The sequence below is a fragment of the Pseudomonas sp. S09G 359 genome (assembly GCF_002843605.1).
Taxonomy (GTDB): domain Bacteria; phylum Pseudomonadota; class Gammaproteobacteria; order Pseudomonadales; family Pseudomonadaceae; genus Aquipseudomonas.
The window spans coordinates 3,207,516-3,221,380 of record NZ_CP025263.1; the positions used below are offsets into that span (position 1 = coordinate 3,207,516).

The 13,865-nt window shown below is 55.4% G+C and carries 12 protein-coding genes and 1 pseudogene; 5 read left to right on the forward strand and 8 right to left on the reverse strand.

Going from position 1 to position 13,865, the window contains the following annotated elements; all coding sequences use genetic code 11:
• Window positions 1-38 precede the first annotated feature (38 nt).
• Entirely contained in the window at window positions 39-287 is a 249-nt protein-coding gene (locus tag CXQ82_RS14330) for a CsbD family protein (protein WP_068932058.1), read from the forward strand.
• A gap of 276 nt (window positions 288-563) precedes the next feature.
• On the opposite strand, the gene CXQ82_RS31920 is transcribed toward CXQ82_RS14330, so the two are convergent.
• Together CXQ82_RS31920 and CXQ82_RS31925 are read right to left on the reverse strand one after the other, a co-directional pair.
• Window positions 564-1,427, reverse strand: a complete 864-nt coding sequence (locus CXQ82_RS31920) for a methyl-accepting chemotaxis protein (protein WP_371917361.1) — start codon at window positions 1,425-1,427, stop codon at window positions 564-566.
• Window positions 1,428-2,648, reverse strand: a pseudogene (locus CXQ82_RS31925) (HAMP domain-containing protein); the annotation flags it as partial. It abuts the gene before it with no gap.
• Between the two features lie 447 nt (window positions 2,649-3,095).
• Between CXQ82_RS31925 and CXQ82_RS14340 the strand changes: the two are divergent.
• The 3 genes from CXQ82_RS14340 (at window position 3,096) to CXQ82_RS31935 (ending at window position 7,472) form a co-directional block, all read left to right on the forward strand.
• Window positions 3,096-5,630 carry a PAS domain S-box protein gene (locus CXQ82_RS14340; protein ID WP_101270014.1) on the forward strand — a complete coding sequence of 845 codons (2,535 nt, stop codon included), beginning with the start codon at window positions 3,096-3,098 and terminating at the stop codon, window positions 5,628-5,630.
• Window positions 5,631-6,278: 648 nt separating this feature from the next.
• Complete coding sequence (locus CXQ82_RS31930; protein ID WP_157832158.1) at window positions 6,279-6,521, forward strand: hypothetical protein; 243 nt, start codon at window positions 6,279-6,281, stop codon at window positions 6,519-6,521.
• Between the two features lie 108 nt (window positions 6,522-6,629).
• The gene (locus tag CXQ82_RS31935) at window positions 6,630-7,472 is read left to right on the forward strand and encodes a methyl-accepting chemotaxis protein (protein WP_157832201.1); all 843 of its coding nucleotides are present in this window, start codon (window positions 6,630-6,632) and stop codon (window positions 7,470-7,472) included.
• Window positions 7,473-7,916: 444 nt separating this feature from the next.
• On the opposite strand, the gene CXQ82_RS14355 is transcribed toward CXQ82_RS31935, so the two are convergent.
• From CXQ82_RS14355 to CXQ82_RS14365, 3 genes are read right to left on the reverse strand one after another with little or no spacing between them, the layout of a single operon-like run.
• Complete coding sequence (locus tag CXQ82_RS14355; RefSeq protein ID WP_041064257.1) at window positions 7,917-8,372, reverse strand: MaoC family dehydratase; 456 nt, start codon at window positions 8,370-8,372, stop codon at window positions 7,917-7,919.
• A 16-nt stretch (window positions 8,373-8,388) separates the two neighbouring features.
• Window positions 8,389-9,222, reverse strand: a complete 834-nt coding sequence (panB, locus tag CXQ82_RS14360) for a 3-methyl-2-oxobutanoate hydroxymethyltransferase (protein WP_098479585.1) — start codon at window positions 9,220-9,222, stop codon at window positions 8,389-8,391.
• A gap of 14 nt (window positions 9,223-9,236) precedes the next feature.
• Window positions 9,237-9,857 carry a LysE family translocator gene (locus CXQ82_RS14365; RefSeq protein ID WP_098479584.1) on the reverse strand — a complete coding sequence of 207 codons (621 nt, stop codon included), beginning with the start codon at window positions 9,855-9,857 and terminating at the stop codon, window positions 9,237-9,239.
• Between the two features lie 133 nt (window positions 9,858-9,990).
• Here CXQ82_RS14365 and CXQ82_RS14370 point away from each other — a divergent pair, with 133 nt between their 5' ends.
• Window positions 9,991-10,446 carry an Lrp/AsnC family transcriptional regulator gene (locus CXQ82_RS14370; protein ID WP_101270016.1) on the forward strand — a complete coding sequence of 152 codons (456 nt, stop codon included), beginning with the start codon at window positions 9,991-9,993 and terminating at the stop codon, window positions 10,444-10,446.
• Between the two features lie 293 nt (window positions 10,447-10,739).
• Here CXQ82_RS14370 and CXQ82_RS14380 read toward each other — a convergent pair whose 3' ends face one another.
• The 3 genes from CXQ82_RS14380 to CXQ82_RS14390 form a co-directional block, all read right to left on the reverse strand.
• Window positions 10,740-11,633, reverse strand: a complete 894-nt coding sequence (locus CXQ82_RS14380; RefSeq protein ID WP_101270021.1) for a LysR family transcriptional regulator — start codon at window positions 11,631-11,633, stop codon at window positions 10,740-10,742.
• Between the two features lie 81 nt (window positions 11,634-11,714).
• Window positions 11,715-12,767 (reverse strand): alpha/beta hydrolase, encoded by a 1,053-nt coding sequence (locus tag CXQ82_RS14385; protein WP_101270023.1) that lies wholly within the window; start codon window positions 12,765-12,767, stop codon window positions 11,715-11,717.
• 47 nt (window positions 12,768-12,814) lie between these two features.
• Window positions 12,815-13,759, reverse strand: coding sequence for an alpha/beta fold hydrolase (locus CXQ82_RS14390; RefSeq protein WP_176332055.1), 945 nt, complete (start codon window positions 13,757-13,759; stop codon window positions 12,815-12,817).
• Between the last annotated feature and the right edge of the window lie 106 nt (window positions 13,760-13,865).

Consider the following 13,865-nt stretch of genomic DNA (forward strand, 5'->3'; position numbering starts at 1 on the left):
CCTGGGTTACTCAATCACACACGAAGGTTTGGTGAATCATGAAGAGCGAACAGGTAGAAGGCGTCGTAGAAAAGGTTGCCGGCAAAGCGCAGAGCGCAGTCGGGAAACTGTTTGGTGATTCGAAGTTGGAGGCTGAAGGTACTGGTCGCCAAGCTGCTGGTCAGTTGACCCAGACCTATGGTGATGCACTGGATAGCGTATCTACGTTTGTTAAAGAAAAACCAGTTGCTGCAATCGCGATTGGTGCAGTTGCTCTGCTGGTTCTAGACCGTCTCTTTCGCCGCTGAGTTGAGAAAAAAGGACGTTTCGACAGAGGCGCTCCCTTTTGCGTTTATCGCCCTGCGTCCCTAGAACTTTCCATCAGTGGGCTTCGGGGGCCTGGGCGGTATGCACGACTCACTTCCATTCAAGCACCGCGTTTAAATTGAGTGGCTGCACCCCAAGGTTTTGGAGTGACGGCGGGCGCTCTAGTCAACGGCGATCCAGAAACCGCCAGTGGGGTTGGGTAGGCTCGCAAACAAAGTCCGGGGATCTCCATAAATTGGAGTTCCCCGTGTGTCGCTTTAAAGTTTGAAGCGCGAAACCACAGTACGCAGTTCCCCTGCCAGCAGCGAAAGCTCTTCGGCCGTCACAGCGTTGTCTTCTATGCCCTCCATCAGCGCAACACTGCCGTTGCGAATCTCGGTCACGTTGCGATTGATATCTTCCGAGACGGCGTGCTGCTGAACCGCCGCGCTGGCTATCTGGGTGTTCATGCCGACGATTTGCTCAACGCCATCGTTGATTGCGTCCAGGCTGGTGGAGGCTTGGTCGGCGGAATCAATACATTCCTTGGCGCGCAGTTTGCCCGCTTTCATTTGCTCGACGGCAGCGTCCGTCGCCAGTTGCAGCTCTTGGATAATCCGGCGGATCTCTTCTGTTGAGTTTTGCGTGCGCGAGGCGAGAGTTCGGACCTCGTCCGCGACCACCGCAAAGCCCCTGCCTTGCTCGCCGGCGCGGGCGGCCTCAATGGCGGCGTTCAACGCCAGCAGATTCGTTTGATCAGCGATGTTACGGATCACCTCTATCACGCCACCGATCTGCTGGCTGTGTTGCGCAAGCGCCGAGACCTTTTGCGCGCTGCGCTCCACCTCATCCGCCAGGGCTTCAATGGTCACGCGGGTTTCCTGCATCTTTGCCAGGCCGGCGTTGGAGGATTGGCTGGCGTGCTCGGCGGCGTGGGCGGCACCCTCGGTGTTTTGCGCCACGTCCGCAACGCTGGTGGTCATCTCATTGATGGCCGTGGCGACTTGTTCGGTTTCGCTTTGCTGGGCGCTCATGGACCGCTTAGCCCGGTCAATCGACACACCTATTCGCTCAGCCGCGTCGGAGACCGATTGTGAACTGCGCTCGACCTGAGCAAGCGACGAGCTAAAGGCTTGCACCATATGGTTAAGGCCGTTGCCCACGTCGGCCATTTCATCTTTGCCCCGTACTTGAATGCGCACGCTCAGGTCACCCTGCGCAATGAGTTGGGTAGCTACCAAAGCATCGTTGAGGGTGCGGCGCATAGCGCTGTAGATGCCGCTGAACACATACACCAGCAACAGCCCAAGAACTGCAAACATGCCCAGGATGAACAGACGTTCCGAGGTTTTCTCCTGAGCTCGGCGTTCAAGCGTATTCAGCAGTGCGTCTTGCAGCGTGTCTTGCGCCTTGTACAACTCAGCCACCACAGCATTGCCTTTGGCTGGCAGATTCTGAACGCCGGTGATGGTGTCGCTCGGTGCGCCAATCAAGACTTCGAGGTCGGCGCGGAAGCTGTCCAGGCTCGCAAAAGCACTGGTGATCGGTGCCTGGATACTATCGGCGAGGGCAGGTTCCCTGCGGCGCAATAGGGCCAGGCTTTGCTGAAGTTCTTTGTGGATGAGTAACTCATTTTTAAGCATCGACTTGATCACGCCGCGCGAACCCGCACTCAACGTTTGCCCGTCATGCAGTCCGCTGGCAAGCCCGCGCAATTGCCCGACGATGTTGATTTGCCGTGGCAGCCTCAAGGTGCTCTGGTCGATCATGAACAGCGATGCGTAATCTTCATCCAACACCATGCCCGACGTGGCCGATACGTAGTAAACGAAGTTCAGTGTCTCGGTCAGTTGATCGTTCCAGTTGTCGAACATCTCGTTTTGGTTGGCATCGGCTTTTGCTTGCTCGATCAACCTCTGCGCTCCCGTGTGCAGGCGCTGCACGCGATCACCGGTTTCCAGTTGCGTGTTGAATTGCCTGTCGGTGGCGGCCAGTTTCGAAAACGCGGCCTCCAGCTTCTCCTGGTTGGCAGATAGATCGGACTGAGCGGCTCTATCACCGCTGAGAAAGCGGTTGGTGAGCGCGCGTTGCAACATTGATAAGCGCAGTACAGGCGTTACGTCCAACAGATAGCGCTGGCACAATTGTTCCGAGCGAATGACCTCAATGCTTTCATTGATCTGATGGATGACGCTCGTACCCAGCAGAACCAGAGGGATCAGAACGATTGCTGCAAGCACAGCGAATTTCGTGCGAAAGCGTAATTGGTTAGCCAGGTGTACGGCAGGAGCAAGGATATTCATGGAGTTCTCACAGCCCGGAATGGGACAGTTTGTGGATAGGTGTAGTTGAGAACGTTCCATTTTCTCGAGTGCCTGGCTCTATTCGGCTCAGTCGGCTAATCACGTCTTTATGTAATTAAACATTTCACTCATGGTGTCGGCGCCGAGATTGAGAACTTTATTGAAAGTTGTACAGATATTTATTTTTGTACAATTTTGGAGCGCTTTGAGATCATTGATGTCGCTTGGCCATCACTTTTTCTGTCACGTTTTTTAAGGGATGGGGCTGTGGTAACGATTTGTACAGAACCCTTATCCACGTCGCTAAAAGGTATGAACTTCTCATTTCTCAGGTGGACGTTTACTCCATCCGGATGTCTGAGGGTTGAGGTCGTCGGTTAGGCTTGGCTTGAGCCAGAACAAATCACGGCTCAGCCCCCGCACCCAATCGTGCGGTGGGAAAGGTCAGGTGCATTCTGGCGAAAAATCTTATGAACGCTGAACATTCACTTTTCGAGTAAACCTGCCATGCCAGATATGTCGGTCGTTTTTGTGGGTCCGTCTGAATTCGCAATCGACCAAGCGGACATCGCGTGCATGTGCGCAATTTCTGCGTTGCTGGAAACCACGTGCGCTATGACCGGGATGGGCTTTGCAGCCGTTGCTCGTGTTACCCACGATCTTTCACTGATCTGCGCGGTACGCGATGACATCGGTTTGAATTTGCATCCGGGCGATGAGCTGAAATGTCTGTCTGCCCTTAACCATCAGGCTGGCACATTTCACCAAGCGGTAGTCATTGGCAATCTTGCAGCGCACCCTTCACACCCTTGTTATCCAATTCATCAGGTGCATGGATTTCAGAGCTATCTGTTCATACCGATCGTCTTGAAAGATGGCCGCCTATGGGGCGGTCTGTGCGCGATGCATCAACACCCGGTCTCACTCGATAACCCACGAATTCTTGGCATGGGCAAAGGCTTCGCGGATCTCATTGCGTTGCATCTGGAGGCTGCCCGATGCGACAGGTTACGTACGGCCGAGCGCCAGTGGTCGGTGCTCGAAAGTACGAGCGCCGAAGCAAGATTGCGCGAAAGCGAGGAGCGGCTACGAGTCATATTTACAAGCGCTACGGTGGGCATGTCTGAGGTGGATGCCGCAGGCCGCTTCATTCGAGTGAACAGCGAACTATGCCGTATTCTTGGGCGTTCTGAGGCAGAGGTACTCCAACTAGGCGTCGCAGACGTCACCTATGTCGAGGATTTGCCTCCCACCCTGGCAGCAGTAGAGCAAGCGCTTCGTACGGGCAGCATTACTGCCCTTGATAAGCGTTATAGCCGCCTTGATGGCTCGTTGGTCTGGGCCAACAGCAGCATCCAGCGCATTGTTGACGCCCAGGGTTTGCTTGGAAATCTTTTGGTGGTCACGGTGGATTTGACTCAGCGCAAAGACGCGGAGGAGGCCCTGCGAGCCAGTGAGGAATTCAACCGTCGTGTCCTTGCAAGCTCCGCTGACTGTATCAAAGTGCTCGACCTGGATGCCCGTCTGGAGTTCATGACTGAGGGCGGCATGTGTGTCATGGAAGTCGATGACTTCGGTGCCATCCAAGGCGCTTGCTGGCCTGACTTATGGCAAGGCGAGGAACATGGAAAAGTTTTGCACGCCGTGGCCGAGGCTAAAGAAGGCCGTATCGGCCGCTTCCAAGGTTTTGCTAAGACCATGAAGGGCACTCCGCGGTGGTGGGACGTGATCGTCACCCCCGTGATGGGACCCGATGGGTTCCCGGAAAAACTGCTGTCTACCTCACGTGACGTGACCGCAACCAAGCTTGCGCAAGTGCGCTTGCAGGAGTTGAACGACACGCTTGAGGCCAGAGTTCAAGAGCGTACCGCGGACCTGTTCCTAACGCAGGAAGCCCTTCGCCAAGCGCAGAAGATGGAGGCTGTAGGCCAGTTGACCGGCGGTCTTGCTCACGACTTCAACAACTTGTTGGCTGGCATCTCCGGTAGCCTTGAGTTGCTGCAGTCTCGTATACGTCAAGGGCGGTTCAACGAGGTGGATCGCTATATTGATGCTGCGCAGAGCTCGGCAAAACGAGCCGCCGCTTTAACCCACAGGCTTCTGGCATTCTCGCGCCGACAGACACTCGATCCCAAGCCAACCAATGTGAATCGATTAGTCTCAGGGATGGAGGACTTGATTCGCCGCACTGTAGGGCCAACCATCCAACTTGAGCTCGTCGCCGTCCTGGACCTCTGGATGGCGTTGGTTGATCCACCGCAGCTTGAAAATGCACTGCTGAATCTTTCGATCAATGCACGCGATGCGATGCCGGACGGCGGGCGTATTACTATCGAGACCGCGAATCGATGGTTGAGTGCGCAGGCCGCACGCCAACTCGATATGGTGGAAGGTCAGTATCTATCGGTTTGCGTAACCGATACCGGCACCGGAATGTCACGCGACGTGCTTGAGCGGGTATTCGAACCTTTCTTCACGACCAAACCCCTTGGCGAAGGCACCGGATTGGGCCTTTCGATGATCTATGGTTTTGCCCAGCAATCGGGTGGACAAGTGCGGATCTATTCAGAGCTAGGCAAGGGCACAACCGTGTGTATTTATCTACCGCGCCATGATGGGCATGACGATGCCGAATCGGCTGTAGAACAGGCGCTTATGCTTACGCCTTCAGTGCACGAGGCTACGGTGCTGGTAGTGGATGACGAGCCAACCGTACGCATGCTGGTCACGGACATATTGCACGACATGGGGTTCGCGGCTCTCGAAGCCAGCGACAGTGCCACGGCCTTGAAAATTTTACGGTCGGATGTTCGGATCGATTTATTGGTAACGGATGTAGGTCTGCCTGGCGGAATGAACGGACGGCAGATGGCAGATGCCGCTCGGGAAGCCCGTCCTGGACTTCAAGTCTTATTCATTACGGGTTACGCCGAAAATGCAGTGATGGGTGACGTTATTCTGGGAAAAGGCATGGCCGTTCTGACGAAACCCTTCGCGGTCGACGCCATCGCTTCTCGTATACGAGAGATGATTCCCTCTTGAAATTATCGTCGGTTAGAGGAGGGCGCTTAGGGACCTAGCGCAAGGGCCTGCCCGGCAAAGCCGCACCGTCTACCAAGCCGACGGCGCTCGCCGACACCCGCCGTTTGCGGATCAAAACCGAGCGGGCGGCGCGATGGACGCGGCAACATCCCACGTCAGCAGGAGCTGGCTGATCGCGCCATCGATCGTTGCATGTGGCACGCCATCGCGCGCCAATAGCGACATGCGGTTAGTAGGGTTATCGGCAGGTTGGGTGGGGACTGCAGGATGTTCCCCAATATTGACAGGCTGCTTTCGGGGGGGGGGGGCAGAAATTTTGTGTTCGGGAATAACATGAGTAAGAGGTGCATGGCCAAATGCGGTCAATCGACAGACCAGAACAACTCCAGCCTTGAATAGTCATTTCGTGATCTGCTTGCCATCTCGAATGTAGCAGTCATGTCCTAGTCACCGGCCTCCACAACAAGCTCAACCAAGTCGTGCTTTAGGTCTTCCTTCAAATAATCGATCAAATTACAGGCGGCTAGGACAGTGCAGTCTGTCGGTGCGTCCTTAGTTTAACCTCCAAGAGCACGCTGAAAAAACTAGCCGAGTCGTTCGCTGCCTGTTCAGTTATTTCGGAATACCTATTCAGACCAACGTTATACGATGCTAATCGCGACCGCAATTGCCCTGTTGCTGAGCGTCACATTGTCGGCGGTGATTATTCGCTTCGTTAAATCGACATTGGGCGCGGAGCCCACTGAGGTGGCATTGGCCATTGAGCGTCTGGCGGCTGGTGATCTGAACCAGACTATTTCCACCAATTACCCCAACAGCGTGATGGGGGTGCTGAAAGACGCTCTTGTGCATTTGGCGGAGACTGTCCAACAAGTGCGCAGGGCGGCCTAGGAGGTCAATCATTCCTCCATCCAATTGTCTGCCACCTCGTCGACCAACAATGACCAGATCAACCTACAAACCCACGAAGCCGAGCAGGTGGCTACCGCCATCACGCAAATGGCCGCGACTGTCAGCGAAGTATCTGGGTACGCCGCGCAGGCAGCTGATGCTTCCCGTCTGGCTGACATTGAAGTGGAAAACGGTAATCAATTGGTTGCAAGTGCTGCCCGTGCCATTGAGCAACTGGCCATAACGCTGGAGCAAACCACGGGCACCGTGAATCAGGTATCCAAATACAGTGAAAATATCGAGTCAGTGATCGATGTCATCAACGCCATCGCCTCTCAAACCAACTTGCTGGCTCTGAACGCTGCTATTGAAGCGGCGAGGGCAGGAGAGCATGGACGCGGATTTGCGGTGGTAGCGGATGAAGTCCGTTCGTTAGCCAACCGTACCCAGCAGTCAACCGAGGAAATTCGGGAGATGATCAGCACGCTGCAATTGGGGACGGAAGCCGCCTCGCAAACAATGCGCAACAATTGCGAGCTGGCGAGCCAAACTGTCACTCAAACCCGCAGCGCGCAGAATGCACTGGCCCGGATCAGCGAGCAGGTTGGCGCCATCAGTCATATGAACGCCCAGATTGCCAGTGCCTCTGTACAACAGAGTGGCGTGGCCGATGATGTCGCTCAAAACATCAACCGTATTCACGGCTCCACAGTGCAATCAGCCAGGAAGGACCAGCTAATCCGCTCTAGGTCGACAACAGCAACTCCGATCGGCTGTGTTCGACCGAATATTTGTATCCGCGTAATTGGTTTCCTGGGCTTGGAGGTTTCTACGGAAACAGTGGCGATTCAGGAGGTGGAACGACAGCTGACCGTTGCACTACGTCAACGGCTCAGCGAAGCGGCTCAAGTGTCCAGCGACGATTTTGGATTTGTATTAGACGAACGCTAAAAGTATATCGATGTCATTCGGCCGGCATGATGGTTAAAGCGTCCTCTGCTATCAGCCAAAAGCGGTAATCTGCGTTTTATAAAGTGCGAGTTAAGCAGCAAGCCTTTCGCAGGCTTTAGGTGATTATTCCAGTTTGATCGCCTCTATCCCCTCATGCTACGGCTCATTAGGCGTTGGTCTCTCAGAGGGTAGAGGCACCAAGCTTGGGGTTCGCCACGTGAAATAAAGCATCAGGGTCGCGACTAGTGCAAAGGGCAATCCCACCCATAGCGATACCTTGTAGGCCAGTAATACTCCCGCAGCGCCACCAACGAAAGCAGCTAGCAGGAGAAAGTAGGCGTCTTCAATTCCCCTTCCTGGTCTAACAATAAATGTTACTAAGTCTTGCATGCGTGGTTCCTATATAAGAGGTGTTTTTGGCATGTCTTGGCCACCGCTATAAATCTAAGTTTCATCAATTTTTATTGATGCGAGTAGATTCCTCTCGGTGTCAGTGGGGATCAGCCCTGTTGTGTCTGCGAGCAAGACAGCCTGGCCGTTAATGTTGTTCACGGTTACCTCGGCTCGCGCTCGATTTCCGTCATCAATCCCCATGATTTTCCACACGCAAGTCAGCTCATCACCAATGTAAACGGGGCGCTTGAAGCGAAAATTCATAGAGGTGGCCAGCCAACCCAATTGCCCTCCGATTTCCGTAATCAGCGTCGCAGTCAGCAAGCCATGAGCGATGACACCATCAAAGCCTTTTGCTTCCGCGTACATAGCGTTGGAATGCACCGGGTTGTGGTCGCGCGATAGCACCTCAAACTGAACGATATCTGCGTGCGAAAAAGTGCGTTTGATTTCGAAAGTATCGCCTTCCTTAAGTCCTTCAATTGCTTTCTGGCGCATTGCGTTCATTGGCATCTCCGACGATTTAAAACGTATGGTCAATCCCTGGGAATGAGCCCGACTCGACGTCTTTTGCAAAGGCTTTTGCAGCGTCACCCATCACCTTTCTCATATCCGCATACTGTTTGACGAATCGCGGCAATTGACCATCACGAAGCCCTACCATGTCCTGCCAGACGAGTACCTGGGCATCGCAGCCAACACCTGCACCGATTCCGACGGTAGGGATGGAGACTGTCTCGGTGATCCTCGTAGCCACGTCTCCTGGCACCATTTCAATAAGCAGGCCAAACGCCCCTGCACGCTCGAAGGCAACGCTCAAGTTAATCAAACTCTGAGCGTCCTCGCCCTTGCCTTGAATGCGGTATCCGCCCAGCTGGTGTTCTGCCTGCGGGGTAAAACCGATATGAGCCATAACTGGAATGCCTGCGCCTACCAACTTCTCAACCTGCGCAAGCATTTCGATCCCACCTTCGAGCTTTACGGCATGAGCGCCGCCTTCCTTCATGAAACGGGCTGCGGTATGGAAACATTGTTCAGGCGATCCCTGATAAGAGCCAAAAGGCAAATCCGCAATGACCAACGCCCGCTCAGTAGCGCGCGAAACCGCCCTGACCAGAGGCAGCATCTCGTCAACTGTTACCGGCAACGTCGAGTCGTGCCCATAAACGTTGTTGGCGGCGGAATCGCCTACGAGCAGTACCGGAATTCCTGCTGCCTCAAACACCGACGCGGCGTACATGTCATAAGCAGTCAACATGGCCCATTTTTGACCCCGTGCCTTCATGTCTTGTAAATGTGGAATTCTTACCCTGCCGAGACGAGGGCTGTTATAGGGGGCGGTGATTTGATCAGACATTTTGCTTCCTTAATTCAAATGGTCAGCCGTTCGGCAGCAAGAACCACAGCAATGACGATCATCGCGGCTCCCGATATCCGGCTCACATAGGTAGCCGCTGCTGGACGTGAAGCAAGCACCGCTCCGGCGCCGTAGCCAACCGCAAGATAGACGACGCCGCAACTGAAACCGTGGATCAAACCTAACGCGATAATCTGAGCCCCTACTGGCCACCCCGCTGACGCATCAGTGAACTGAGGTAGCAGTGCCAGGAACAACAAAAGAACTTTCGGGTTGAGACCGCTGACGCACAGTCCTTTTATCGCCCAGGCCATCCAGCTACTGTCACCGCTGGATGCTCCTTGAGCAGGCAACGAAGGCTTTAGCAACATGTTGAAGCCGAGCCATAGGAGATAGGCCGCCCCCATTAGCGTTAATGTCAGCAACGCATGGGGTATTTTGACCAACACCCCGCCCACGCCTGCAGCGACGATCAACGTGGCCAAAAGGTGACCGGAAAGCATGCCGACTACGGCGGGTAGAACACGACCTCGCAAACCTGCCGATATCGAGTAGGCCCAGTCGACTCCAGGCGTGATAACAAACAAAAATGATACGGCCCAGAAGGCCATCATCAAAGACACTGTCACGATCAAATCCTTCTTTTTTCATCAGTTCAGTGCGCCGTTTACCGCCCTGAAACACTGTGGTGGAAGGATAAAGAAAGCCAAGTGGTATTATCTTTCGAATAAACCCGCCAAGGCGGACTGCATTAGAAGGTTTTTCTGAATGGATCGAACTGATAAGAAGATTCTTGCGCAGCTACAGCAGGATGGTCGCCAGTCGCTGACAGAATTGGCCGACCGTGTGGGTCTCAGTTTGTCTCCATGCCATCGACGCGTTCGGGCGATGGAGGATGCAGGCGTTATCAAAGGGTACCGTGCTCAGCTATCGGCGACCGAGATAGGTCTGAATTTCTCGTCCCTTGTATTCGTAACCCTTCGAGAGGGGCACCAAAAAGCGGTAGCGGATTTCGAAAATGCTCTACCGCGAGTTACCTATATAGTCCAAGCACAAAGACTTTTTGGCGATCCTGATTATCTGCTAATGGTGGTTACAGCAGATCTTCCAGCCTTTCAGAAGCTTTACGATGAAGAACTGTCTAGGTTACCTAACGTACAGCGTCTCACATCGACGTTAGTGATGAAGCACGTCATCACAGATCGTCCTCTGCCTTTAGAATAAGAGCTCAAGCATTACGAGAGAGTCAGGGGGAAGCAGTCATACCTTTGTCGAATCCCCCGATGTTGAGATACGACTGCTTTGGCGCGAACAAAGACTGTTGCATAGGGTCGTCTATGGCTGATAGCTGCTGCTTTTGAACGACTGGTTGAACCCACAGCCAATAGCTACCACTCAAAGTCAGCTGTAATCGCCCCATTGCAGCCGGTCGCTTCCGGCTGCAACCGATCAAAAGCATTTGCTCATTCACGGGTTTGTGGGGCGGATGAAGCTCATGCGCCTTGAAGGTCGATGACTCAGTGCTTGTAGAGTAACGCCTCAACTACAACGCCAAACGCTGACGAATGTTCACGGCGATTGGGGTAGTAGAGATGGTAGCCGGCAAAGGGTTGGCACCAATCTTCCAACACCCGCACAAGGCTACCGTCGCCAAGCTCCTTCGCCACCATGTCCTCTGGCAGGAAAGCCAAGCCACATCCCGCCACGGCCGCACGCAGAATTGGCACGCTGCTGTTGAATGTCCATTGGCCTTCGACGCGAGCTTTGAGTTCGTGGCCATCCTTTTCGAAATCCCATTGCATCAGGCTGCCGTGAGTCGGCAGGCGCAGGTTGATGCAGTTGTGTGCCGCCAGATCTCCCGGTTCCATCGGGTAAGGCCGATGCCGGAAATACTGAGGCGAGCCGACAACTGCAATACGCAAGGATGGACCGATCGGCACGGCGATCATGTCCTTGGCCACCTGTTCACCCAGGCGCACACCTGCGTCATAACGCTGCGCGACGATGTCGGAGAGGGCGTAGTCGACGGTGATTTCGACCTTGATGTCCGGGTAGTCGGGCAACACCTTCAGCAGCTTCGGCCAGAGGATATTGTTGGCTGCATGTTCGGACGCCGAGATCCGCACGTTGCCGGCCGGCGTGTCGCGAAACTCACTGACAGCAGCCAGTTCCAGTTCGATCTCATCGAAGCGCGGCGCCATCGACTGATACAAGCGCTGGCCGGCCTCGGTCGGCGAAACGCTGCGTGTGGTTCGCGTCAACAGGCGCACGCCCAGCCGAGTTTCTAGGGCGCGCATGGTGTGACTCAGCGCCGACTGCGAAACGCCCAGTTGCGCGGCAGCACGGGTAAAACTGCCTTCGCGGGTGATGACCACGAAGGCTTGCAGGTCGTTGAGATTGGGGCGGGACATTGATGAGTACCTCTCATGAGGAGCGCGTGATTATTCCATGAAAGCAGGTCGCGCACGGATGCGCGACCCTTGGCGCGCTGATCACAAGGTGCGTGCGTAAAAATCCGTCAGTTTGCCGATCGCCGCATCGACATAACGCGGCACCCAGTAGGTTTCGATGTGTGTGGCGCCATCGAGGATGAACACTTCCTTGTCAGTGGTGCCGATGGCTTTCGGGAACGCATCCTGGGTCATGTACAGGCTGTCGGCCTTGCTGCCGGCGATCATCAGCAAGGGTTGATTGATCAACTCGATATGGTCGGTGGCGTCGAAACGCATAAGGTCAATAAGGCTGCTGGTGGTGTATTTGAAGGTCGAGTTCGGGTGCGCGTGGGTTTTCCAGTAGTACTCATAACCTTGGCGATACAGTTCGAAAGGCAGTTCGGCAATCTGCTCGTCGGTGAGGTTGGCATCCCCCGAATACAGCACTGCGCCCCCCGCTGCCTCTTGCGCGCGCGCTACTGATGCCTGTTGCAAACGTTGCTGAATGCTGTCCATTTGCGAGTCGTTGTAGCCGTTGCGGCGTACTCGACCCGAGTTGAACATGCTCACCGTCGCCAGGGATTTGAAGCGTTTGTCGGTTTGCGCCGCCGCCAACGAATAACCACCGCCGCCACAAATGCCGAGCAGGCCCAGGCGGTTGTCATCCACACCAGCGAACTGGCTGATGAAATCGGCCATGCCGTGAATGTCTTCGATGCGATACGCCGGTTTATCGATGCTGCGCGGCTGACCACCGCTGGCGCCCTGATAGGCCGCATCGGCCGTGATGGTGATGTAGCCCTGTTCGGCGAGGCGCTGGGCATACAGACCGGCGACTTGCTCTTTTACGCCGCCATTCGGATGCGCAACCACCACGGTCGGGTAGTTCTTCTTCGCGTCGTAGTTGGCAGGAGTGTAGACGTTGGCGGCGATGTCCAGACCGTTGAGCTTATAGCTGACCGGGTGAATGTTGACCTTGCCCGGTTCGTTGCGGGTGATCGCGCCGTCGTAGGCGAGGGTGAACGGGTTCTTCTTGTAGTCGGCGGCCAAGGCTTCGCCTGCCGAGAGGCCGACCAATGCCGACATGAACGTGGCTTTGAGAGTGTTCTTCACGTGAAGCTCCTGAGCAAAAAAAGGCGGCAGTTGCAAAAGTATTTGGGTCAGTCCAGCTGTTTTTCTTTGAGGAACTGCGCGACCAGGTCAGCGATCTGCACGTTGTTCAGATCCGACATAGGGAAATGGGTGTTGCCGTGAATGCCAATCTCCGGCAGGTGTATCAGTCGCACATCACCGCCATGGCGATTGACCGCGTCACGCCAGAGCCGGGCCATTTTCAGGCGTGCGCGCCAACTGTCCTGAGCGGGCAGATCGACTGCCTGTTCCGGGATGTTGTCGCCGTACAGGATCAGAATCGGAATACGCGTCAGTGCCATGAATTGCTCCATCGGCACCTCTGCGCCTTGCACCGTGTCGAACGCACTGGGGATCGGCGCCGGCACCTCACCGTCAGCAAACACGAAACTGCTGCCCGGTTCGAACGCCACGATGGCTTTGACCTTGTCGTTCTTGATAGCCGTCAACCAGCCCGGCCCGCCACCCTGAGAATGCGTAAACAGGATGCCGGGGCCGATTTTGTCGAACAGCGCCGACACACCATCGGAGACCACGCCCATGTCAAACGGCCCGGTGTTCGGCGTCATTGCCCTGAAAAACTGCTCGCGGGTCTGGGCATCCTGTGCCACTTGCACGCCGTTGAAGTAGCGGGGCCAAAGGCCGATGCGGAACTGGTTGAACCACAGTTGTTCGTCCGGCACAGGCTTGATGGTGGTCTCGACCATGCTGCGCCCGGCATCACCACGCCGGGGCTGATCGATCACATAGACGCCGTAGTGGCGGCGCAGAAAGATGTTCTGAAAACCCTCACGACCATCGGCGGTGGTTTCCCAGGTTTTGGAAAACTGACCCGCGCCGTGCCACATGACGATGGGCAGTTTTCGCGCGTCCACCGGGATTTGATAGAAGGCGTAGGCGTGGTCACCGTGGTAGGTCTGGCCGTTGGGCGTCATCGGTTGGCGCGGGTTGAAGGTGCCCGGTGCCGTGGTCATCGTTCCGCCTGCGGCGAAGCTGCCTTGTTTCTGGATCAGCAGCGGGCCTTCGGGGTGGTTCGCGCAGGCCGCCAACAGGCTCAACAGCGTGACGCTCAGCAAATGT

What these genes read in the sequence shown, in the direction of transcription:
- CXQ82_RS14390 (WP_176332055.1), bottom strand. Translation starts at nt 13,759, where the DNA reads ATGACCACGGCACCGGGCACCTTCAACCCGCGCCAACCGATGACGCCC.
- CXQ82_RS14355 (WP_041064257.1), bottom strand. Translation starts at nt 8,372, where the DNA reads ATGAACGCAATGCGCCAGAAAGCAATTGAAGGACTTAAGGAAGGCGAT.
- CXQ82_RS31920 (WP_371917361.1), bottom strand. Translation starts at nt 1,427, where the DNA reads ATGGTGCAAGCCTTTAGCTCGTCGCTTGCTCAGGTCGAGCGCAGTTCA.
- CXQ82_RS31935 (WP_157832201.1), top strand. Translation starts at nt 6,630, where the DNA reads ATGGCCGCGACTGTCAGCGAAGTATCTGGGTACGCCGCGCAGGCAGCT.
- CXQ82_RS31930 (WP_157832158.1), top strand. Translation starts at nt 6,279, where the DNA reads ATGCTAATCGCGACCGCAATTGCCCTGTTGCTGAGCGTCACATTGTCG.
- panB (WP_098479585.1), bottom strand. Translation starts at nt 9,222, where the DNA reads ATGTCTGATCAAATCACCGCCCCCTATAACAGCCCTCGTCTCGGCAGG.
- CXQ82_RS14370 (WP_101270016.1), top strand. Translation starts at nt 9,991, where the DNA reads ATGGATCGAACTGATAAGAAGATTCTTGCGCAGCTACAGCAGGATGGT.
- CXQ82_RS14340 (WP_101270014.1), top strand. Translation starts at nt 3,096, where the DNA reads ATGCCAGATATGTCGGTCGTTTTTGTGGGTCCGTCTGAATTCGCAATC.
- CXQ82_RS14380 (WP_101270021.1), bottom strand. Translation starts at nt 11,633, where the DNA reads ATGTCCCGCCCCAATCTCAACGACCTGCAAGCCTTCGTGGTCATCACC.
- CXQ82_RS14330 (WP_068932058.1), top strand. Translation starts at nt 39, where the DNA reads ATGAAGAGCGAACAGGTAGAAGGCGTCGTAGAAAAGGTTGCCGGCAAA.